24 protein-coding genes, 1 tRNA gene and 1 pseudogene are annotated in these 21,291 nt (G+C 58.7%); 21 read left to right on the top strand and 5 right to left on the bottom strand.

What is annotated here, in order from left to right; all coding sequences use genetic code 11:
- Positions 1-104 precede the first annotated feature (104 nt).
- Positions 105-1,184: a DNA polymerase IV gene (gene dinB / locus HBH25_RS04915; protein WP_168082108.1), complete on the top strand. Its 1,080-nt coding sequence runs from the start codon at positions 105-107 to the stop codon at positions 1,182-1,184.
- Positions 1,185-1,208: 24 nt separating this feature from the next.
- Here the strand turns inward: dinB and HBH25_RS04910 are convergent, their stop codons facing one another.
- The 3 genes from HBH25_RS04910 to HBH25_RS04900 all read right to left on the bottom strand — a co-directional run bounded on the left by HBH25_RS04910 (position 1,209) and on the right by HBH25_RS04900 (position 5,309).
- Positions 1,209-2,147: a hypothetical protein gene (locus HBH25_RS04910; protein WP_168082106.1), complete on the bottom strand. Its 939-nt coding sequence runs from the start codon at positions 2,145-2,147 to the stop codon at positions 1,209-1,211.
- A gap of 18 nt (positions 2,148-2,165) precedes the next feature.
- Positions 2,166-3,881 (bottom strand): proline--tRNA ligase, encoded by a 1,716-nt coding sequence (locus HBH25_RS04905; protein ID WP_168082104.1) that lies wholly within the window; start codon positions 3,879-3,881, stop codon positions 2,166-2,168.
- A 120-nt stretch (positions 3,882-4,001) separates the two neighbouring features.
- Entirely contained in the window at positions 4,002-5,309 is a 1,308-nt protein-coding gene (locus HBH25_RS04900; RefSeq protein ID WP_168082102.1) for an OprD family porin, read from the bottom strand.
- A gap of 759 nt (positions 5,310-6,068) precedes the next feature.
- On the opposite strand from HBH25_RS04900, the gene HBH25_RS04895 reads away from it, so the two are divergent.
- The gene (locus HBH25_RS04895) at positions 6,069-6,503 is read left to right on the top strand and encodes an HIT domain-containing protein (RefSeq protein WP_168082100.1); all 435 of its coding nucleotides are present in this window, start codon (positions 6,069-6,071) and stop codon (positions 6,501-6,503) included.
- On the top strand, positions 6,493-6,702 hold the full coding sequence (locus HBH25_RS04890; RefSeq protein ID WP_168082098.1) for a SlyX family protein: 210 nt from the start codon (positions 6,493-6,495) through the stop codon (positions 6,700-6,702). The genes HBH25_RS04895 and HBH25_RS04890 overlap by 11 nt, the downstream gene beginning before the upstream one ends.
- A gap of 8 nt (positions 6,703-6,710) precedes the next feature.
- On the opposite strand, the gene HBH25_RS23235 is transcribed toward HBH25_RS04890, so the two are convergent.
- Together HBH25_RS23235 and HBH25_RS23500 are read right to left on the bottom strand one after the other, a co-directional pair.
- Positions 6,711-6,908 carry a cold shock domain-containing protein gene (locus HBH25_RS23235; protein WP_225776263.1) on the bottom strand — a complete coding sequence of 66 codons (198 nt, stop codon included), beginning with the start codon at positions 6,906-6,908 and terminating at the stop codon, positions 6,711-6,713.
- Between the two features lie 84 nt (positions 6,909-6,992).
- Positions 6,993-7,313 (bottom strand): annotated as a pseudogene (locus tag HBH25_RS23500) (cold shock domain-containing protein membrane protein); the annotation flags it as partial.
- A gap of 369 nt (positions 7,314-7,682) precedes the next feature.
- Here HBH25_RS23500 and HBH25_RS04880 point away from each other — a divergent pair.
- The 18 genes from HBH25_RS04880 to HBH25_RS04795 all read left to right on the top strand — a co-directional run bounded on the left by HBH25_RS04880 (position 7,683) and on the right by HBH25_RS04795 (position 21,252).
- Positions 7,683-8,156: a Dps family protein gene (locus HBH25_RS04880; protein ID WP_168082094.1), complete on the top strand. Its 474-nt coding sequence runs from the start codon at positions 7,683-7,685 to the stop codon at positions 8,154-8,156.
- Positions 8,157-8,364: 208 nt separating this feature from the next.
- Positions 8,365-8,706, top strand: a complete 342-nt coding sequence (locus HBH25_RS04875; protein WP_168082092.1) for a ribbon-helix-helix domain-containing protein — start codon at positions 8,365-8,367, stop codon at positions 8,704-8,706.
- Between the two features lie 126 nt (positions 8,707-8,832).
- Positions 8,833-9,054 carry an FmdB family zinc ribbon protein gene (locus HBH25_RS04870; RefSeq protein WP_168082090.1) on the top strand — a complete coding sequence of 74 codons (222 nt, stop codon included), beginning with the start codon at positions 8,833-8,835 and terminating at the stop codon, positions 9,052-9,054.
- Positions 9,055-9,138: 84 nt separating this feature from the next.
- A complete protein-coding gene (gene aspS, locus HBH25_RS04865) occupies positions 9,139-10,914 on the top strand; it encodes an aspartate--tRNA ligase (protein WP_168082088.1) in 1,776 nt (591 codons plus the stop codon).
- Positions 10,915-11,008: 94 nt separating this feature from the next.
- Positions 11,009-11,755: a YebC/PmpR family DNA-binding transcriptional regulator gene (locus HBH25_RS04860; protein WP_168082086.1), complete on the top strand. Its 747-nt coding sequence runs from the start codon at positions 11,009-11,011 to the stop codon at positions 11,753-11,755.
- Positions 11,752-12,282 (top strand): crossover junction endodeoxyribonuclease RuvC, encoded by a 531-nt coding sequence (ruvC, locus tag HBH25_RS04855; RefSeq protein ID WP_168082084.1) that lies wholly within the window; start codon positions 11,752-11,754, stop codon positions 12,280-12,282. The genes HBH25_RS04860 and ruvC overlap by 4 nt, the downstream gene beginning before the upstream one ends.
- A gap of 116 nt (positions 12,283-12,398) precedes the next feature.
- Positions 12,399-13,010: a Holliday junction branch migration protein RuvA gene (gene ruvA, locus HBH25_RS04850; RefSeq protein WP_168082082.1), complete on the top strand. Its 612-nt coding sequence runs from the start codon at positions 12,399-12,401 to the stop codon at positions 13,008-13,010.
- A gap of 1 nt (position 13,011) precedes the next feature.
- Positions 13,012-14,049, top strand: coding sequence for a Holliday junction branch migration DNA helicase RuvB (gene ruvB, locus HBH25_RS04845; RefSeq protein WP_168082080.1), 1,038 nt, complete (start codon positions 13,012-13,014; stop codon positions 14,047-14,049).
- 140 nt (positions 14,050-14,189) lie between these two features.
- The gene (gene ybgC / locus HBH25_RS04840; protein WP_168082078.1) at positions 14,190-14,654 is read left to right on the top strand and encodes a tol-pal system-associated acyl-CoA thioesterase; all 465 of its coding nucleotides are present in this window, start codon (positions 14,190-14,192) and stop codon (positions 14,652-14,654) included.
- A complete protein-coding gene (gene tolQ, locus HBH25_RS04835; protein WP_168082076.1) occupies positions 14,644-15,339 on the top strand; it encodes a protein TolQ in 696 nt (231 codons plus the stop codon). Before ybgC ends, tolQ begins: the two co-directional genes overlap by 11 nt.
- Before the next feature lie 13 nt (positions 15,340-15,352).
- Complete coding sequence (gene tolR, locus HBH25_RS04830) at positions 15,353-15,805, top strand: protein TolR (RefSeq protein WP_168082074.1); 453 nt, start codon at positions 15,353-15,355, stop codon at positions 15,803-15,805.
- On the top strand, positions 15,805-16,908 hold the full coding sequence (gene tolA / locus HBH25_RS04825; RefSeq protein ID WP_178088838.1) for a cell envelope integrity protein TolA: 1,104 nt from the start codon (positions 15,805-15,807) through the stop codon (positions 16,906-16,908). Before tolR ends, tolA begins: the two co-directional genes overlap by 1 nt.
- Complete coding sequence (tolB, locus tag HBH25_RS04820) at positions 16,905-18,203, top strand: Tol-Pal system beta propeller repeat protein TolB (RefSeq protein ID WP_168082072.1); 1,299 nt, start codon at positions 16,905-16,907, stop codon at positions 18,201-18,203. The genes tolA and tolB overlap by 4 nt, the downstream gene beginning before the upstream one ends.
- A 52-nt stretch (positions 18,204-18,255) precedes the next feature.
- Entirely contained in the window at positions 18,256-18,768 is a 513-nt protein-coding gene (gene pal, locus HBH25_RS04815; protein WP_168082070.1) for a peptidoglycan-associated lipoprotein Pal, read from the top strand.
- A gap of 6 nt (positions 18,769-18,774) precedes the next feature.
- A complete protein-coding gene (gene ybgF / locus HBH25_RS04810) occupies positions 18,775-19,608 on the top strand; it encodes a tol-pal system protein YbgF (protein ID WP_168082068.1) in 834 nt (277 codons plus the stop codon).
- 163 nt (positions 19,609-19,771) lie between these two features.
- A complete protein-coding gene (gene queE, locus HBH25_RS04805; RefSeq protein ID WP_168082066.1) occupies positions 19,772-20,419 on the top strand; it encodes a 7-carboxy-7-deazaguanine synthase QueE in 648 nt (215 codons plus the stop codon).
- 22 nt (positions 20,420-20,441) lie between these two features.
- The gene (gene queC / locus HBH25_RS04800; protein WP_168082064.1) at positions 20,442-21,116 is read left to right on the top strand and encodes a 7-cyano-7-deazaguanine synthase QueC; all 675 of its coding nucleotides are present in this window, start codon (positions 20,442-20,444) and stop codon (positions 21,114-21,116) included.
- A 60-nt stretch (positions 21,117-21,176) separates the two neighbouring features.
- A tRNA-Lys gene (locus tag HBH25_RS04795) sits at positions 21,177-21,252 on the top strand.
- Positions 21,253-21,291: the final 39 nt, after the last annotated feature.

The raw sequence follows: 21,291 nt of genomic DNA, 5'->3' as shown, positions 1-21,291 counted from the left end.
CATACATTTAGCACTGGGGCAAAAGGCTCTAACGCCGTGACTTGAGCGATTTGGCTTCAAGTACTGTATATTCATTCACCTGTATCAACAGGTGTCGTTCAGCGATGGTGCAGCGAAAAATCCTTCATATCGATTGCGACTGCTTCTATGCGGCCATCGAAATGCGTGACGACCCGAGGCTGGCGGGTAAACCGCTGGCGGTAGGCGGCTCGGCGGAGCGGCGGGGCGTTATAGCCACCTGCAACTACGAGGCGCGCGCCTATGGTGTGCGCTCGGCCATGTCATCGCGTCATGCCTTGAAGCTGTGCCCGGACCTGACCATCGTTCGCCCCCGGTTCGATGCCTATAAGGAAGCCTCCCGCGAAATCCATCTTGTCTTCCAGCAATACACGGACCTGATCGAGCCGCTGTCTCTGGACGAGGCGTACCTGGATGTGACGCAATCTCCCCATTTTCATGGCAGTGCAACCCGCATTGCAGAAGCCATTCGCCAGGATGTTTCAAGGCGATTGCACATTACAGTGTCTGCTGGCGTGGCACCGAACAAGTTCCTGGCCAAAATTGCCAGCGACTGGCGCAAGCCCAACGGGCTGTTCGTGATCACCCCAGCCGAGGTGGAAGCCTTTGTGGCGGCACTGCCGGTGGCCAAGCTGCACGGTGTAGGCAAGGTCACAGCCGATAAATTAATACGCCTAGGCATCGAGCACTGTGCCGACCTCCTGGAGTGGCCACGGCTGAACCTTATTCGAGAGTTCGGGGGGTTTGGTGAGCGGTTGTACCAGCTCGCCCGAGGTATTGATGATCGGCCGGTACACGTGGACAGTCGGCGGCAATCTGCCAGTGTGGAAAATACCTACGACCAGGATTTGCCAGACCTTGACGCCTGCCTGGCCAAGCTGCCCGATCTGATAGAGACACTGGCGGGGCGGCTGGCCCGGCTGGATGACAGTTATCGCCTTGGCAAGCCGTTCGTAAAGGTCAAGTTTCATGACTTCACACAAACCACGCTGGAGCAGGCCAATGCTTCCAGAGACTTGCAGAGCTACCGAACGCTGCTCGGCCAGGCTTATGCCCGAGGGAACAAGCCTGTACGGTTGCTTGGGATAGGTGTGCGGTTACATGACATGAAAGGTGCGCTTACCCAGTTGGAGCTGTTTGGGGAAGCGGCCAGCGACAGGGCCTAGGCCCAGGCACAGGCCCCACACGTATTACTGATCCACAACGCGCCCTGCATCCCGTGCCAGTGCCTTGATAAAGTCCTGGTGAAGTTCCGGATCATTGCGGGTCAGCTCCAGCAGGCTTTGCTGCAGCCCATTGGCTTCGTCTTCAAACCCTAGCTGTGACAGGCGTTTGACTCGGTATACCCACTGGCTCACCTCGTCGTCCTCCAAGTCGTCATAGATCAGCCCACGGGCTTCGGCTACGCGTGTTCGCAGGGTGGCAGCAAGCTGCAGCGTTGCGTCGGCGCGGGACGTACCGTCATCATCCTTTGCCATCAACACAAGGCGGTTCACACGGCGCAGGTCCTGGTCGGCAAAAGGCGCATCCAGCAGGTTCAAGCGCAGGTAGCCCTTGCTGTCGGTATTGAGCGCATACACCTCAGAACCCGCTGTCACCTCTACGGGCTTTTCTACCCACGGCTCGGCAAGCACCTCCTGGCGCTTGTCGCGCTGTACCTCTTCAATGCCTGCCAGGTTCTGTTCCGCACGGCCGTTGGATTGGGTGTTCATGAAAGGATTCACCCCGGCAAAGCCGTAATTGATCCACCCATGTGTCACGTTTTCCGGCAGGCGCCCTAACAGCACAACATTCAACGCGTTGGCGGCCACACCCGCTACCACGGCCACGGCCCCCAAGGGGACTTCGTAGAACTCGCGCCAGGGTTGGTAAGGCGTGTAGCGGTCATAGCGGCGGGTCACTTCGAAGTCTGTCACCTCGAACGTGGACTGCTCTGTAACACGCACCCGTCGCTGTGGCTGTTCCATCAAAGGGTCCCCCACCTCCAGCGACAAGTGATGCTCAACGGGTTTGCGCTCGGTGCGTGCCTCCTGCTCGCTTCGTTGAGACATGTGGTTGGCGCAGCCGGCCAGCAGGCACAGGCCGCACATGGCGGCCGTTCCAGACAGCGAAAAACGTGTGGTAAACATGAACGCCCTATGTATTGATCAGCGGCCCAGGCGTGCGCGCAGGAAGGGCAGAACGTCCGCCACATCCATGCTCTGTGCATCGCTTTGCGTGCGCTGCTTGTATTCCAGCTTGCCTTCGGCCAGGGACCGGTCGCTGATGACGATCCGGTGCGGAATACCAATCAGCTCCATGTCGGCGAACTTGATGCCAGGGCTGGTTTTCTTGTCGCGGTCATCCAGCAGCACATCGATACCTGCTGCGGTCAATTCGCAGTACAGGGTATCCGTGGCTTCACGCACCTGTTCGGTTTCGTAGCGCAATGGCACCAGCGCCACCTGGAACGGTGCCAGGGTGTCGCTCCAGATAATGCCGTTGGCGTCGTGATTCTGCTCAATGGCTGCGGCCACTACGCGGGAAACACCAATGCCGTAGCAACCCATGGTCATGGTCACAGGCTTGCCGTTCTCGCCCAGCACCTGTGCTTTCATGGCTTCGCTGTACTTGGTGCCCAGCTGGAAGATATGGCCCACTTCGATACCGCGCTTGATTTCCAGGGTGCCATTGCCACAAGGGCTTGGGTCGCCTTCCACCACGTTGCGCAGGTCTGCTACTTCCGGCACCGGCAGGTCACGCTCCCAGTTCACGCCAAAGTAGTGCTTATCGTCGATGTTGGCACCGACGGCAAAATCGCTCATCAAGGCCACCGAGCGGTCGATGATGCAGGGCAGGGGCAGATTCAGCGGGCCCAGGGACCCGGCACCTGCGCCGATAGCCTCGCGCAGTTCGGCTTCGCCTGCCATGACCAGGGGGCTCGCCACCAAAGGGTGGTTACCGGCCTTGATTTCATTCAGCTCGTGATCCCCGCGGATCACCAGGGCGATCAGCTTGCCTTCTTCAGCGGCGTGCACCACCAGCGTCTTCACGGTTTTTTCGATGGGCAGGTTGAAGCCTTCTACCAACGCGGCAATGGTCTTGGTATCCGGTGTGTTTACCAGGCGCAGGGCTTCGGTTGCAGCGCCGCGAGCGGTCTCGCGTGGCAGGGCCTCGGCCTTTTCAATGTTGGCGGCGTAATCGGAGCCATTGCTGAATACGATGTCGTCTTCGCCCGAAGAGGCCAGCACGTGGAATTCGTGGGAGCCGGCACCACCGATGGAGCCGTTGTCGGCTTCCACAGGGCGGAAGTTCAGGCCCAGGCGGGTGAAGATATTGCAGTACGCCTGGTGCATGCGGTCGTAGGTTGCCTGCAGGGAAGCCTGGTCGGCATGGAAGGAGTAGGCGTCCTTCATGATGAACTCGCGGCCACGCATCAAGCCAAAGCGTGGGCGGATTTCGTCACGGAATTTGGTCTGGATCTGGTACAGGTTGATCGGCAACTGCTTGTAGCTATTCAGCTCGTTGCGTGCAATGTCCGTGATCACTTCTTCATGGGTAGGGCCTGCGCAGAATTCCCGCGCATGGCGGTCCTTCAGGCGCAGCAGCTCAGGCCCATATTGTTCCCAGCGGCCAGACTCCTGCCACAGCTCGGCAGGCTGGATGCCAGGCATCAGCACTTCCAGGGCGCCGGCGGCGTTCATTTCTTCACGCACAATGGCTTCAACCTTGCGCATCACTCGCAAGCCCATCGGCAGCCAGGTGTACAGGCCGGAAGCGAGCTTGCGGATCATCCCCGCACGGAGCATCAGCTGATGGCTGATAACCACCGCGTCGGACGGGGTTTCTTTGAGTGTGGCGAGCAGGAATTGACTAGTGCGCATGGTAGGCCGTGTCGGTTGCTGAATTCGGATTTAGCGGGTCATTGTACGGAGCAAGCAGCGCCAATGAAAAGCCCGGCGCTAGGCCGGGCTGTTCGGTGGAGCTGGCTCGCCGCGATTCGGTTACAGAATCGAGATCGGGTAGTCCACGATCAAGCGGAAGTTGTTGGAGTTGCCGTCGATCTGCTCGGTACTGGCGCGGTGCCAGGCAAGGCGCGTACGGAAGGACAGGTTTTTGGCCGGGCCTTCCTGAACGACGTATTTGGCTTCAACGTTGGTCTCATGGTGGTCAGCATCGCTGGCGAAGCGGCTACCGTAATAGCCCTTGATGTCATCACCCTTGACATAGCGGCCCATGAAGGTAAGGCCAGGCACGCCGTAGGAAGCCATGTTGAGTTCGTATTGCAGCTTCCAGGATTTTTCGCCAGCGCCGTTGAAGTCCGAGATCTGGATGGAGTTGGCGAGGAAGATAGAATCGCCGCCTTCCCCTGAACCGTTACGGCCTACGCCCAGGTAATCGAACGCCGTGCTGCCGTTCACTTTCTGGAAGGCTAAGGTAACGGTGTGAGCAGTCAGGAACGAATACGCCGCGGAGAGCGAGTACGTATTGTTGTTGATATCACCGGCCTTGGCGCTACCTTGATCCTGAGTGTTGTAATAGTTGGCGTCGAAAGTCAGGGATTGACTGTCGGCCAATGGCAACACGTAGTTCACGTTACCGTAGTACTGGTTCCACACATCTTTGAACTCGGATGCATAAGCACCCACGCTCAAGTTGTCATTGATCTGATAGCGGCCACCGCCAAAATCTACAGAGCTTGCAGTAACGCTGCCATAGGTAGCCCACAGTTCGCCGTCGCGGTTACTGTTGGAGGCAGAGCTGGAGGAGTAGAAATGGCCTGCTTCCAGGTCCAGGCCTTTGATCTCGCTGGTCATCAGGCTGATGCCGCTAGCGGTCTGAGGCGTGATGCGTGAGCCGCCCACTGCAAAGACTGGAGAGGTGGAGGGCTGCATGTCGCCGATTTTGAGCATGGTTTTGGAGATACGGAACTTGGCGGCAGCACCCGCCTTGCCAAACGTATCATCCGTACGGCCATCGGAACCCACAGGAAGGTTGCCTGTGCCATGGCTGTTGTCATCGAGTTTGGCGGCGAAATAGCCGAATGCATCGACACCTACCCCAACGGTGCCGGTGGTGAAGCCGGAGCTGTACACGCCGTGAACACCGCCATACCAGCCTTTGCCGTCGTCACTGCGGTCCTTGTTGTCCTGGTTCCAATAGTAGCTGCGAAGCAACACGTTCAGGGTGCTGTCTTCAACGAAGCCCTTGGCGTCTGCCTGGTCGCTGACGAATGCCTCGGCCATGACCAATTGCGAGCCTGCCGCTGCAGTTACTGCCAGTGCAATCGCGCTCCACTTCATCACTTTCATCGTGACTTGCTCCTTTGGTTTTTAGGAAGTGCCGCCAGCCGCCTGTTTTTTATCTGGCCAGCTCTTTCTTTATCAGGTGTGGCATGACCAGTGTCATGCTCACGGTTGTTCTGCAGCACCACTGATGGCCTTCCGGGCAGGAAGGTAAAATCTCGGGTGCCACGTTTTATCCTTTGCGTCGTGTCCGCTGCCTCGTGCCTACCAAGGCTCCTTGCCGGGGCCGACTGCCCTGCTGTGACCGGCTTGCTGAAGTATTTGCAACAACTGTGCTCAATCCAGCGGGTAGCTCACAAAATTTTCACTTTTTTTACCCAGGCAGCGTAAAACCCTGCTGTCATTGGGGTTAGGGCGCTTCCACCAAGCCTTGACAGGCATTGCGCTTTAATATGGTGCTCGGTCAATCCTCAGTAAAGTGTTACCAATGCTCCGTTACTTATTGATGAATAACGGCTAGCGCGCACCTAATGGGCTCATCCTGAACCGTTATGGTGCGAAAAGTAGCACTGGCGCAGCACAGGCTAGCCTAAAGTTCGTGCTTAGCAAGCCTCCGCTTAGCACCGTTTGGCTTAAGCACCTAACGAAGCGCCTAGGTGGTATGGGTTCTATCCCAATGCTCATCCTATTATGTGCCCCGATAAGGTGCGCGGGCTTACACAGGCCAGGCCGATTTGGCGCAGGCTATCCATCCCAATCAGCACCTTGGCAGGTATGCTTGTGGCCTTCGCCAGTCCAGGCGGTTGCCCTATAGAGGAAACAGCAATGTTCGAGCTTGATCCCCGCTTGCAGGCGGATACGTGGGTGCTAGGGGATTTCCCGCTGTGCAGGTTATTGCTGAGCAAGGACGCCAATTACCCTTGGCTGATTCTCGTGCCACGCCGGTCAGGCATCACCGAGGCGTTCGAGCTGGAAAGTGCTGACCAGGCGCAGCTTGCCCGTGAAACGGCGTTGGTGGCGCAGCAGTTAAAAGCGGCGGTAGAGGCGGACAAGATAAATGTGGCTGCCCTGGGTAACGTAGTCGCCCAGTTGCACATACACGTCATTGCTCGCTATACCCGCGATGCGGCCTGGCCTGCGCCAGTGTGGGGAAGGGTGGCTGCGGCCAGTTATGAACATGAGCGCCTTGAGCAGTTCAAGGCACAACTACGCCATAGCCTGACAGGCGACTTTGCATGGGCTGATACGGATGAACGTTGAAGACCGCGTCACAGAGCTGGAAACACGCCTGGCTTTCCAGGACGACACGATTCATGAGCTGAACGAGGTGCTGGTAGAGCAGCAGCGGCAGCTCACCTTGATGGCGGCGCAACTTGGCCAGTTGATAGAACGGTACAGGGAAATAGCAGGGGGGCAGTATGGGGAGGGTGGTGATGAAGCGCCGCCCCCCCACTACTAGATGTAGCGTTAGCGCCCTGGGGCTGCTGCTACCACATCCTCGGCTTGGAGGCCTTTGTCACGGTTCATGACAGAGAATTCCACACGCTGGCCCTCCACGAGCACGCGATGACCTTCGCCGCGGATGGCGCGGAAATGCACGAAAATGTCATCCCCTGAGTCACGAGAAATGAACCCGAAACCCTTGGAGGTGTTGAACCACTTCACTGTACCGGTATCACGGTTGGCCGCATTGAAGTTCGCCGGTGCGGGCGCTACGTACTGCTTGGGCCGGCTGGCGGCCAGTTGAAGCACGACGGCCGCCAGCATCGACAGCAGGCCCAGCCATACTGCAGGTTCCCCTGCCACCAGTGGCAGAGGTGCGTACAGCACCAGCGCCTGTAGCACAGCGGCGAGTACCAGTAGGGCGCTTACAAAGGTTTGCAAGGTTTGCCGAGGGTTTTGTTTCCATTGCGGAATCAAGGGGGCGAACAGCAGGTTGCCCAGGCCGATGAAGGCCAGGTGAAAGGCATCGGTTTGCGAGAGGTAAGGCATGGCGCCTGGCATCAAGCCAGGCAAGGCGGCCAGCAGCAATGCGCCTGCGCCTGTCATCAGATGAACGGTTTTCAACATGGGTATGACTCACATTTTTCCAGAGGATCAATAAAGCGCTGATCCCTCGCAGTGCACGTAAACAATGTTGAACGAAAAACAGCTGGAGGGATTGGCCTATGCACCTGCGTGCCAACCCCGCACGGCAACCGCATGGAACAAGAAAGGAAGCGGCGACTCGAAAGGGATTGGCAACGCGCCTTCGGCACCTGGCTATTTAACAGGAAATAGCCCCGTTAGCTCAATTGCATCTCGCGGATCGCACAGACTAATGACTTTTTGCAGACACGCGGCGCCAGCGGCTCTGCCGTGACCGCTGCAGCCAAACGGCGGTCTTGCTACAGTAGCGTGTGCATCTTTTGAAACGTTTCACTCAACAAGGGAATATCCATGGCAATCGATATCGGTATCAGTGAAGAAGACCGCAAATCCATTGTAGAAGGCTTGTCCCGCCTGCTTGCGGACACCTACGTGCTGTACCTGCAGACCCATAATTTCCATTGGAACGTCAGCGGCCCCATGTTCCGTACCTTGCACCTGATGTTCGAGGAGCAATACAACGAACTGGCCCTGGCCGTGGACTCTATCGCCGAACGCATCCGCGCCTTGGGCTTTCCTGCCCCTGGCACCTATGCCACGTACGCACGCTTGTCCTCGATTACGGTAGAAGAGGGCGTTCCTGCCGCTGAAGACATGATCAAGCAGTTGGTCACGGGCCAGGAAGCCGTCGTGCGCACCGCCCGCAGCCTGTTCCCGCTGCTGGATAAAGTCAGCGACGAGCCAACTGCAGACCTGCTGACCCAGCGTATGCAAACTCACGAAAAAACCGCCTGGATGCTGCGGGCCATGCTGGAAGAGAAATAAGCTTCAAGCTTCAAGCGGCAAGTTTATGTGCCTGGGTCTGGTCTCACGGCTGGTCCCGGGCCACGCCGTTCCGCTTGCCGCTTGCATCTCAGGCCGCCTTTTCCTACGGCCCCCATCGCTTCGCTCCCTACCTTTACCACGTCGCCAAAGCTTTCATAGCTTCTGCCATGCACCCATGCATGGGAATAGAGCCAAGGAAGGTGTGGATATGTCTATGGAGTGTTCGCGTTTTGATCGCGGTTGCAGCGCCGCTAAACTGTTGCTTGATCCGTTCCAGAAGGATTTCAACATGGCACTGGCGCGGCCAACCGCACGGTCTGTGCGGCTCAACGGCTTTGCAACGTGCCTGCGCCTGGAACAGGTCTACTGGAATATCTTGCAGTCCCTTGCCGATCGAAACGGTTGTACGGTCAGTCAGTTGTTGTCCTATCTGGACCGTGAGGTACATCTGCGTTATGGGGGGGTGAAGAATTTCAGCGGGCTGGTCAGGGTCGTTTGCGTCGCTTATGCCCTGTCAGAACACAATGCAGGCATGCCTGCAGACGCCTGAATAAGTGCAGGAGGCGATAAACATGGCTGCGGGGCGCTTGCAGGTGGGCGCGGTTAACCAGATATAATTCCGCGCTTGAGACCACCCGCGCCCTTTGCGCCCTGTTTGTAGCCGAGCACCTGTAAGATGCCTTTGTATAATTACCAATGCGAACGCTGTGATCACCAGTTGGAAGCTATCCAGAAAATCAGTGAAGCGCCTCTGGTCGACTGCCCGGCCTGTGCGGCGCCCGAATTGAAGAAGACGGTGTCCCGTGCAGGCTTCCGCCTTAGTGGAACCGGCTGGTACGAAACCGATTTCAAGACCGGTGCCAAGAAAAACCTGGCAGGCGGCGATAAGGCCGACTGAGTTGAACCCCTTCGCTGGGTGCTGCACACTTCCTGTAATGCGGCCCTGGCCGAACACGACTGACTAATAAGTGAACCGACCATCATGATGCGCAGCCACTATTGCGGCCAATTGAACGAGAGCCTGGACGGCCAGGAAATCACCCTTTGCGGCTGGGTACACCGCCGCCGCGACCATGGCGGGGTCATCTTCCTGGATATCCGCGACCGTGAAGGCATGGCCCAAGTGGTCTTCGATCCGGATCGTGCCGGCTCCTTCGCTGCAGCCGATCGGGTGCGCAGCGAGTACGTGGTACGCATTTCCGGCAAGGTGCGCCTGCGCCCTGCTGGCGCGGTGAACCCCAACATGGCATCCGGAGCCATCGAAGTATTGGGTTATGAGCTTGAAGTGCTCAACGAGGCCGAAACCCCGCCGTTCCCGCTCAACGAATACTCCGACGTAGGCGAGGAAACGCGCCTGCGCTACCGTTTCATCGACCTGCGCCGCCCGGAAATGGCCGACAAGCTGCGCCTGCGTTCGCGTATTACCAGCAGCATTCGCCGCTACCTGGATGAAAACGGCTTTCTGGATGTGGAAACCCCTATCCTCACCCGGGCCACGCCGGAAGGCGCACGCGACTACCTGGTGCCGAGCCGCACCCACCCCGGCAGCTTCTTTGCCTTGCCCCAGTCGCCCCAGTTGTTCAAGCAACTGCTGATGGTGGCGGGTTTCGACCGTTACTACCAGATCGCCAAGTGCTTCCGCGACGAAGACCTGCGTGCCGATCGCCAACCTGAATTCACCCAGATCGACATTGAAACCAGCTTCCTGGACGAAAGCGAGATCATGGGCCTGACCGAAGGCATGATCCGTAAACTGTTCAAGGAAGTGCTGGACCTGGAGTTCGGTGACTTCCCGCACATGACGTTCGAAGAGGCCATGCGCCGCTACGGCTCCGACAAGCCAGACCTGCGCAACCCGCTGGAACTGGTAGATGTGGCCGATCAGCTTCGGGAAGTGGAATTCAAGGTCTTCAGTGGCCCGGCGAACGATCCCAAGTGCCGCGTGGCCGCTTTGCGGGTGCCTGGCGGTGCGAGCATGCCGCGCAAGCAGATCGACGACTACACCAAGTTCGTAGGCATCTATGGCGCCAAGGGCCTGGCCTACATCAAGGTCAATGAGCGCGCCAAAGGCGTCGATGGCCTGCAGTCCCCGATCGTCAAGAACATTCCTGAGGCCAACCTGAACGTGATCCTGGATCGCGTGGGTGCAGTAGACGGCGATATCGTGTTCTTCGGCGCAGACAAGGCCAAGATCGTGAGCGAGGCCCTGGGTGCGCTGCGTATCAAGCTCGGCCATGACCTGAGCCTGCTCACGTGCGAATGGGCGCCAATGTGGGTCGTTGACTTCCCTATGTTCGAAGAAAACGACGATGGCAGCTTCAGCGCGCTGCACCATCCGTTCACCGCACCCAAATGCACCCCGGCAGAGCTGGAGGCCAACCCTGCAGGTGCGCTGTCCCGCGCGTACGACATGGTGCTCAACGGCACCGAGCTGGGTGGCGGTTCCATCCGTATTCACCGCAAGGAAATGCAGCAGTCGGTATTCCGCCTGCTGGGTATCGAGGCTGCGGAACAGGAAGAGAAGTTCGGCTTCCTGCTGGATGCGCTCAAATTCGGTGCCCCGCCTCACGGTGGCTTGGCCTTCGGCCTGGACCGCCTGGTCATGCTGATGACCGGCGCTCAATCGATTCGCGAAGTGATCGCCTTCCCGAAAACCCAGAGCGCGGCAGACGTGATGACCCAGGCGCCGGGCGTTGTGGATGCCAAGGCTTTGCGCGAGCTGCACATTCGCCTGCGCGAGCAACCCAAGGCCGAGTAAGCCGGTGCGCGTACGCGTGGCCTGGTAACCCCCGCTGCCCCCGCCGCGTTTCGCGTTCGGGGGCGGTTTTTTCATGAACGAGTTCGGAGTCTGTATGGCCGGTCATTCCAAGTGGGCGAATATCAAGCACCGCAAAGAACGCCAAGATGCCAAGAGAGGCAAGATTTTCACCAAGTGGATTCGCGAGCTGACGGTTGCGGCCAAGCAGGGTGGCGGTGATCCGGGTTCCAACCCGCGCCTGCGTCTGGCGCTGGACAAGGCCCTGGGCGCCAACATGAGCCGTGACATTATTGATCGTGCCATCGCGCGCGGCGCCGGTTCCACCGAGGGCGAGAACGTCGAGGAACTGGGTTACGAGGGCTACGGCCCCGGCGGTGTGGCCGTGATGGTGGAGGCCATGACCGACAACCGCAACCGCACGGCTGCAGCAGTTCGCCATGCCTTCAGCAAGTGCGGTGGCAACCTGGGTACGGATGGTTCGGTCGCCTACCTGTTCGAACGCAAGGGGCAGCTCAGTTTTGCAGCGGGCGTAGACGAAGAAGCACTTACCGAAGCGGCCATCGAGGCTGAAGCGGACGATGTGGTCAGCCATGAAGACGGCAGCGTTGACGTGTTCACTTCATTCGCCAGCTTCTATGGTGTACGTACGGCATTGGAGGCACAGGGTTTCAAGGCGGCCGATGCGGAAATCATTCTCGAACCTAGTACCCAGGTGGACCTGGACCGCGAGGGGGCGGAAAAAGTGCTCAAGTTGATCGACATGCTCGAAGACCTGGATGACGTGCAGAACGTGTATTCCAACGCGGCCATTGCCGATGACGTAATGGAACAGCTAGGTTGACCCTTGTACTCGGGATTGACCCCGGCTCGCGCATCACAGGCTACGGCGTGGTGCTCGACCGCGGGCTGGGCCGCGGTTGCGAATACGTGGCTTCAGGGTGCATTCGCACAGGTACTGGCGAGTTACATGAGCGCCTGCAGGTGGTGTATCGCAGCGTGCGTGAAGTCATCCAGGCCCATGGGCCCGTCACCATGGGTATCGAACGGGTGTTCATGGCGCGCAACGCCGACTCTGCCCTCAAATTGGGGCAGGCGCGTGGAGCGGCCATCGTGGCAGGTGCCGAAGAGGGGCTGGAGATTGCGGAATATTCGGCTACCCAGGTCAAGCAGGCGATCACGGGAACAGGGGGTGCCAGCAAGGAACAGGTCCAGCTGATGGTCATGCACCTGCTCAAGCTCACGGTCAAACCCCAGATCGATGCCTCCGACGCCCTGGCCATTGCCCTGTGTCATGCTCATACCCGCTCCAGCCTGGTGCCACATGGCTTGAGCACTGCCCGTAGCCGTGGCGGCCGGCTGCGCTTGTAAATAGCATCATTCCCTAAAACTTTTCTATTTGCCGATTCACACCAGGCTGCGATCATGCGCACTGGTTTGTGAACGGCGCCCGGTTCCCATGGGCGTCGGCATTACAGGACTTCTACGTGATCGGACGCTTGCGCGGCACCCTGGCGGAGAAACAACCGCCCCACCTGATTCTTGACGTGAATGGGCTTGGCTATGAGCTGGAAGTGCCCATGACCACACTGTATCGCCTGCCGCCGGTCGGCCAGGCGCTTACGCTCCATACGCATTTGGTGGTGCGTGAGGATGCACAGTTGCTGTACGGCTTCTACGAGCGCCGTGAGCGCGAGCTGTTCCGCGAGCTTATCCGCCTCAATGGCGTAGGGCCTAAACTGGCATTGGCGCTCATGTCCAGCCTGGAGGTGGACGAGCTGGTGCGCTGTGTCCAGGCACAGGACACCAGTGCGCTTGTGAAGGTACCGGGCGTGGGCAAGAAAACAGCCGAGCGTTTGCTGGTCGAATTGAAGGACCGCTTCAAGGCTTGGGAAACCGTACCCGCCATGTTCGAACTGGTGCCAGACAACGGCGCTGCGCCTCGGGCGCCCCAGCCAACGGCAGAAACCGATGCCGTCAGCGCACTGGTTTCCCTTGGCTACAAGCCACAGGAGGCCAGCAAGGCCGTCTCGGCGGTCAACGAAAAAGGCTTGTCCAGCGAAGACCTCATCCGCCGTGCATTGAAGGGGATGAACTGACGTGATCGAAGCCGACCGCCTGATCTCGGCCACTGGCAAGGACCGCGAGGAACAGCAGGACAGGGCCATTCGTCCGTTGAGCCTGGCCGAATACATTGGCCAGCCTGTGGTGCGCGAGCAGATGGAGCTGTTCATCCAGGCTGCGCGCGGCAGGGCCGAGTCCCTGGACCACACGCTCATTTTCGGCCCACCAGGGCTGGGAAAGACAACCCTGGCCAATATCATTGCCCAGGAAATGGGTGTGTCCATCAAGAGTACTTCCGGGCCGGTGCTGGAGCGGCCAGGGGACCTGGCAGCCATGCTGACCAACCTTGAACCCCATGACGTGCTGTTCATTGACGAAATCCATCGCCTTTCGCCCATTGTGGAAGAGGTGTTGTACCCAGCCATGGAAGACTTCCAGCTGGACATCATGATCGGTGAGGGGCCTGCTGCCCGCTCCATTAAACTCGACCTGCCCCCGTTCACTCTGGTAGGCGCTACCACCCGTGCCGGGATGCTTACCAATCCGTTGCGTGACCGCTTCGGTATCGTGCAGCGGCTGGAGTTCTACAGTGATGCAGACCTGGCCACCATCGTGGCGCGCTCGGCGCGAATCCTGAACCTGCACGTGGACCCTGAAGGCGCCTACGAAATCGCTCGCCGTGCTCGCGGTACTCCTCGTATCGCCAACCGCTTGCTGCGACGAGTGCGTGACTATGCCCAGGTGCGCGGCAAGGGCGAAATCACCAAGGCTGTGGCCGACCTGGCCTTGAACATGCTGGACGTGGACGAGCGCGGCTTCGACCACCAGGACCGTCGCCTGCTGCTGACCATGATCGAGAAGTTCGATGGTGGGCCGGTAGGTGTGGACAACCTGGCCGCAGCCATCAGCGAAGAGCGCCACACCATCGAGGATGTGCTGGAGCCTTACCTGATCCAGCAGGGGTACATCATGCGTACGCCTCGGGGGAGGGTGGTCACCCGCCATGCCTACCTGCATTTCGGGCTCAATCGGCCAGAGCGTTTCGAGCCAGGTGCGTCGGAGGAGTTGCCATGATCTGCCTCAGGCTGGCCGATCAAATCCGCGTTTTGATGGTCATAGGGGCTGATGTGACGGTTGCGTTCCCAGAAGCCTCCAAGTCATTGAAAAAACAATTACCTGGCCGGATTGGCAACCCACGGAGTTCGCACTAGAGTATGGGCGCGCAAAACAGGCTTGCGCCGTTCGTTCATCACTGTCGCGTTTATTACGAAGACACGGATGCTGGCGGCGTCGTCTACTACGTTAACTACCTCAAGTTCATGGAGCGGGCACGCACCGAGCGTTTGCGCGAGCTGGGCTATGTCCAGTCCGTGCTGGCCGAGGAAAACCTGCTGTTCGTCGTGCATTCCAGCGAGGCGCGTTACCACGCACCGGCGCGGTTGGACGATGAACTGCTGGTGAGCGCTCAAGTCACCGAACTGAACCGGGCAAGCCTGCGGTTTTCGCAGCACATACGGCGTGCGTCGGACCAACGGCTGATATGCGAGGGCCAGTTCCTGGTGGCTTGCGTACGTGCCGACACCTTCAAACCCCGAGCCATTCCCCCCGCCATGCATGCGGCCTTCGCCGATGATGGCTTGGGTACAACCAACAAGCAGGAGAACCAGCGTGGAAGCTAACGCCGTCGACCATACCTCCATGTGGAGCCTGGTCAGTAACGCCAGTATCGTAGTGCAGCTGGTGATGCTGATCCTGGTGGCCGCCTCGGTCACTTCATGGGTCATCATTTTTCAGCGTAGCAACCTGATCCGGGCAGGCCGCCGGGCTCTGGATTCCTTCGAAGAACGCTTCTGGTCAGGTATCGACCTGTCCAAGCTGTACCGCCAGGCCGGCAGCAACCCGGATCCGGACTCCGGGGTGGAGCAAGTCTTCCGTGCCGGTTTCAAGGAATTCTCCCGCTTGCGCCAGCAGCCCGGTGTAGACCCGGATGCGGTCATGGAGGGCGTAGGCCGTGCCATGCGTGTGGCCATTTCCCGCGAAGAAGAAAAGCTTGAGCAAACCCTGCCGTTCCTTGCGACCGTTGGGTCTACCAGCCCTTACATAGGCCTGTTCGGCACGGTCTGGGGGATCATGAACTCCTTCCGCGGCCTGGCCGCCGTCCAGCAGGCCACGCTGGCCACGGTTGCGCCGGGGATCGCGGAGGCACTGGTGGCCACTGCTATCGGCCTGTTTGCAGCCATTCCCGCGGTAATCGCTTACAACCGGTTCGCTGCGCGCAGCGAAACCCTGATCAGCCGCTACTACACCTTCGCCGACGAATTCCAGGCGATCCTGCACCGCAAAGTGCACACCAGCGAAGAGTAGGCAGGTATTTCCAATGGCTCGAGTTCGGCAGAAACGCAAGCCGGTGGCCGAGATGAACGTGGTGCCTTACATCGACGTGATGCTGGTGCTGCTGGTCATCTTCATGGTTACCGCCCCCATGCTCAATCAGGGCGTGAAAGTGGACTTGCCCAAGGTTTCCAGCGAAGCCTTGCCGCAGGACAACAACACTCAGGTGCTGACGATTTCGATCAAGGCAGACAAAACCTATTACTGGAACCTGGGCAGTGAAGTGGACACGGAAAAACAGATGGACCGTGCTCAGACCCTGCCTCAACTTACCCAGGCCGTGACTGCCCTTATCAACCAAGGCAACGCGAACGGCAAGAAAACCCAGGTGTTTATCCGTGGTGACAAGGCCGTAGACTACGGCGCCGTCATGGGTGCCATGGGTGGGTTGCAGAAAGCCGGCGTGGGTAATGTCGGCCTGATTACCGAGGCCCCCTGATGCGACCACGGGAGCATTCCGCCTCGGAAAACTACTTTTGGCCCAGCGTCTGGGCCATCGCGCTGCATGTGCTTATCTTCGGCATGCTGTTTGTCAGTTTTGCCATGACGCCTGAATTGCCGCCCGCACGGCCTATCGTTCAGGCCACGCTCTATCAGCTCAAGTCAAAAAGCCAGGCCACCACTCAGACCAACCAGAAGCTTGCAGGCGAAGCGAAGAAATCCGCTGCGCGCCAAACGGAAGTCGAGCAGATGGAAACCAAAAAGGTCGAGCAGGAGGAGATAAAGGCCGCGGAACAAAAGAAAGCGGACGCTGCTCAAAAAGCCGAAGCCGCCGCCAAGGCTGACCAGGCCAAGAAGGCAGAGGCTGCGGCCAAGGCTGCTGATGCGGCCAAGGCCGCGGAGGCCGCAAAAGCTGCGGACGCCGCCAAGGCTGCCGAAGCCAAGAAAGCCGAGCAGGCCGACATCGCGAAGAAGAAGGCTGAAGAAGAGGCCAAGAAGGAAGCGGCAGAAGAGGCCAAGAAACAGGCCGCTGACGACGCCAAGAAAAAAGCCGCTGCTGATGCGGCCAAGGCTGCTGAAGACGCGAAGAAAAAAGCGGCAGACGATGCCAAGGCCAAGGCTGCTGACGAGGCGAAAGCCAAAGCTGCTGAGGATGCCAAGAAGAAAGCCGCAGCCGATGCTGCCAAGAAGAAGGCACAAGATGCAGCCCGCAAGGCCGCTGAAGACAAGAAGGCTCAGGCATTGGCGGATCTGCTGTCCGACAAGCCCCAGCGGCAACAGGCGCTGGCCGATGAGCAGGGTGATGAAGTCGCCGGCAATTTCGATGACTTGATTCGTTCACGTGCCGCCGAAGGCTGGGCTCGCCCACCGTCAGCGCGCAAGGGCATGACGGTTGTATTGCAGATCAGCATGTTGCCCGATGGCACCGTTACCAATGTAAGCGTTGCGAAGTCCAGCGGAGACGGGCCTTATGACAGCTCTGCAGTGGCTGCGGTGAAAAACATTGGTCGCCTGACTGAAATGCAGGGCATGAAGCCTGCCGACTTCAACCAGTACCGTTCATTCAAAATGACATTCACACCTGAGGATCTTGCGTTGTGATTAATCTTATCCGAGGCCTGCTTGTCGTGCTCTGCTGCGCGGCGGGGTTCGCCAGTGCCGATGAAAAAAACATCATGGTCACCAGCGGTTCCGACCGTGCCACCCCCATTGCGGTAGTGCCTTTCGGCTACCAAGGTGGCGCACTGCCGGACGACATGGCCCAGATCATCGGCGATGACCTGCGCAACTCAGGCTACTACGCGCCTATCCCGCGCCAGAACATGATCAGCCTGCCAGCCCAGCCGAGCGAAGTGATCTTCCGGGACTGGAAAGCCTTGGGCGCCCAGTACCTGATGGTAGGTAACATCGTGCCTTCCGGCGGTCGCCTGCAGGTGCAGTACACCTTGTTCAACGTGGCTACCGAACAACAGGTCAGCACCGGCAGCGTCAGCGGCGGTACCGATCAGCTGCGTGACATGGCGCACTTCATCGCCGACCAGTCGTTCGAAAAACTGACGGGCATCAAGGGCGCGTTCTCGACCCGTATGCTGTATGTCACAGCCGAGCGCCTGGGCGGCGCCAACGTGCGCTACACCCTGCAGCGCTCGGATTACGACGGTGCCCGTGCGGTAACGCTATTGCAGTCGCGCGAGCCCATCCTGTCTCCACGTTATGCACCGGATGGCAAGCGTATTGCGTACGTGTCGTTCGAACAAAAGCGCCCGCGCATCTTTATTCAATACGTTGATACCGGTCGCCGGGAACAATTGACCAACTTCGAAGGCCTTAATGGTGCACCAGCGTTTTCGCCAGACGGTAATCGCCTTGCATTTGTACTTTCCAAGGACGGCAACCCTGAAATCTATGTGATGGACTTGGGCAGCCGTGGCATTACTCGAGTAACAAACAGCCCGGCAATCGATACTGAACCGTTTTGGGGCAAGGATGGTTCCACCATTTACTTTACGTCCGACCGTGGCGGGAAACCGCAGATCTATAAAACTACGGTGGGCAGCGGCAATGCTGAACGTGTGACTTTCGTAGGTAACTACAACGCCAACCCTAAATTGTCGGCAGACGAAAAAACGTTGGTGATGATTCATCGCAATGAAGGCTTCACCAATTTCAAGGTAGCGTCCCAGGACTTGCAACGTGGGAGTGTAAAGATACTTACTGACTCAAGTCTTGATGAGTCGCCTACTGTTGCACCCAACGGCACCATGGTAATCTACGCCACCCGCTCGCAGGGCCGGGGAGTCTTGATGCTCGTGTCCTTGAACGGACGCGTAAGGCTCCCGCTTCCTACTGCACAAGGCGAAGTCAGAGAACCGTCCTGGTCCCCTTACCTGAACTGATGCGGCGCATAACGTTACACTTAACACACTGGGGTTCATTAGGAGTTTTACGATGGAAATGCTGAAGTTTGGTAAATTCGCTGCTCTGGCTCTGGCCATGGCTGTAGCTGTAGGTTGCTCCTCCAAGGGCGGTGACAACGCTGGCGAAGGTGCTGGCGGTGCTGGCGCAGTCGATCCAAACGCTGGCTACGGTGCAAACACCGGCGCCGTTGATGGCAGCCTGAGCGACGAAGCCGCTCTGCGCGCTATCACCACCTTCTACTTCGAATACGACAGCTCCGACCTGAAGCCGGAAGCCATGCGTGCCCTCGACGTACACGCCAAGGACCTGAAAGCTAGCGGCGCTCGCGTCGTTCTGGAAGGTAACACCGACGAGCGCGGTACCCGTGAATACAACATGGCGCTGGGTGAGCGTCGTGCCAAGGCTGTTCAGCGCTACATGGTTCTGCAGGGCGTTTCCCCAGCTCAGCTGGAAATCGTTTCCTACGGCGAAGAGCGTCCTGTCGCCACCGGCAACGATGAGCAGTCCTGGGCTCAAAACCGTCGCGTCGAACTGCGTAAGTAATTCGTCATGCGAGCGTGCCGCCGTGTTGTAACTGTATTGGCGCTGTCCCTTCCGTTTTCGGTATGGGCAGCGGTTCCCGTGGTTGATGGAAGCGGTGCCGGCAACGGCAGTAGCTATCCACCCTCCGGTTATGGCACGAGCGGCGCCTATGCCGGGGCAGGGGCCTCATCGGCCCCTGTCTCGGCGCAGGGCGAGCTGTTCATGCAACTGCAACAAATGCAGGAAGACATAGCGCGCCTTCGTGGTCAGCTTGAAGTCCAGCAGAACGATATCCAGCGCATGAAGCAGGAAGCCCTGGATCGTTATCAAGACCTGGACCGTCGTATTGGCACGGGTACACCTGTGCAACAAGCGACAGCACCGGTCGATGCTTCTCAGAATTCTGCCACTGGCAGCGCCCCAGGCGCTGACATGGCACCCGCTGCGGCTGCTACCGATGCAGGCGCAGGCGGCGAACCAGCAGACCCTGCCAAGGAAAAGCTCTACTACGAAGCCGCCTTTGACCTGATCAAGGCCAAGGACTTCGACAAGGCGAGCCAGGCGTTTGGTGCGTTTCTACGTAAATACCCTAACAGCCAGTATGCGGGTAACGCCCAATACTGGCTGGGTGAAGTAAACCTGGCCAAAGGTGACCTCCAAGGTGCCGGCCAGGCTTTCGCCAAGGTCAGCCAACTGTATCCCAAGCACCCCAAGGTGCCCGATGCCATGTACAAGCTGGCCGATGTGGAGCGCCGCCTTGGCCATACGGATCGCGTAAAGCCGATTCTGCAACAGGTCATTAGCCAGTACCCAGGTACGGCTGCTGCACAATTGGCGCAGCGTGATCTGCAGAAACTGTAACGCTGGCCGATAAGCTTCATGAACGAACCCGCGCATGTCGCGGGTTTTTTCGTTAGAATCTGCGCCCTTTATCAACGACCTTCATCTGCTTTGGCCATTGGCTGGCAGGTACAGGTGCTAACGGAGGCGGGTGGCCTGTTCAGCTGCTACGCCCGTGGCGATCATGTCCGACACATTACGCATTACCGAAATCTTTCATTCATTACAGGGTGAAACACGTACGGCTGGCTTGCCTACAGTGTTCGTACGCCTGACCGGCTGCCCGCTTCGCTGCCAATACTGCGACAGTGCTTATGCATTCAGTGGAGGAACCCTGTTCACGCTGGACAGCATCATGGAGCAGGTTGCCTCGATGCGCCCGCGTTACGTATGTGTCACAGGCGGTGAGCCTCTGGCCCAGCCCAATGCGATCCCTTTGCTCAAGCGCTTGTGCGACGCCGGTTACGAGGTATCGCTTGAAACCAGCGGCGCCCTCGACATAGGGGCTACGGATACGCGCGTGAGCCGTGTGGTGGACCTGAAAACACCCGGCTCACGCGAATCGCACCGTAACCTTTATGACAATATCAGGCTGCTCACCCCTAACGACCAGGTCAAGTTTGTGATCTGTTCGCGGCAGGACTACGACTGGGCTGTATCTAAAGTGATTGAATACAACCTATTCGAACGTGCCGGTGAAGTGCTGTTTTCTCCGAGCCATCATGACGTGAAAGCGTCTGACCTGGCGGACTGGATAGTGGCCGACAACCTTCCTGTCCGCTTTCAGTTGCAGTTGCACAAGTTGCTCTGGAACGACGAACCAGGCCGCTGACCGGCTTAACGAGGAGTGTTCTGTGTCTGATAAAAAAGCTGTGATCCTGCTGTCCGGGGGGCTGGATTCGGCCACCGTGGTCGCTATGGCCAAAGCCGAAGGCTATGCCTGTTACACCATGAGCTTCGATTATGGCCAACGCCATCGGGCCGAGTTGAATGCCGCTGCCCGTGTCGCACAGGCCCTGGGTGTAGTGGAGCACAAAGTGATTGGCCTGAACCTCAATGGAATTGGCGGGTCGGCGCTGACAGACGCCAGTATCGCGGTGCCCGAGGCGCCCACTGAAGGTATTCCAATCACCTATGTGCCCGCACGCAATACTGTGTTCCTGTCTCTGGCATTGGGCTGGGCAGAAGTGCTCGAAGCACGCGATATCTTTATTGGTGTCAATGCCGTGGATTACTCCGGCTACCCCGATTGCCGCCCGGAATTTGTCGAAGCGTTCGAGCGGATGGCCAACCTTGCAACCAAGGCAGGTGTGGAAGGGCAGGGCTTCACGATTCGCGCACCTCTACAGAACCTCAGCAAGGCAGACATCGTGCGGGCAGGTATTGGGCACGGCGTAGACTACAGCTTGACCGTGTCCTGCTATCAAGCCGATGACGAGGGCCGTGCCTGCGGCAAATGCGACAGCTGCCGCCTCCGTGCAGAAGGCTTCACGGCAGCAGGTGTACAGGACCCTACGCGGTACGCATGATTTCGATCCCATAAGGGGTTGATTATTGCTTGAAAATCAGTATGATGCGCACCACCTGATGGGTCGTTAGCTCAGTTGGTAGAGCAGTTGGCTTTTAACCAATTGGTCGTAGGTTCGAATCCTACACGACCCACCATCTTCCTCGAAAACCCTCCTTGTGAGGGTTTTTGCGTTT

This window comes from Pseudomonas quercus, assembly GCF_012033695.1.
GTDB classification, from domain to species: Bacteria; Pseudomonadota; Gammaproteobacteria; order Pseudomonadales; family Pseudomonadaceae; genus Aquipseudomonas; species Aquipseudomonas quercus.
This window is presented reverse-complemented; position numbering and strand designations above follow the sequence as displayed.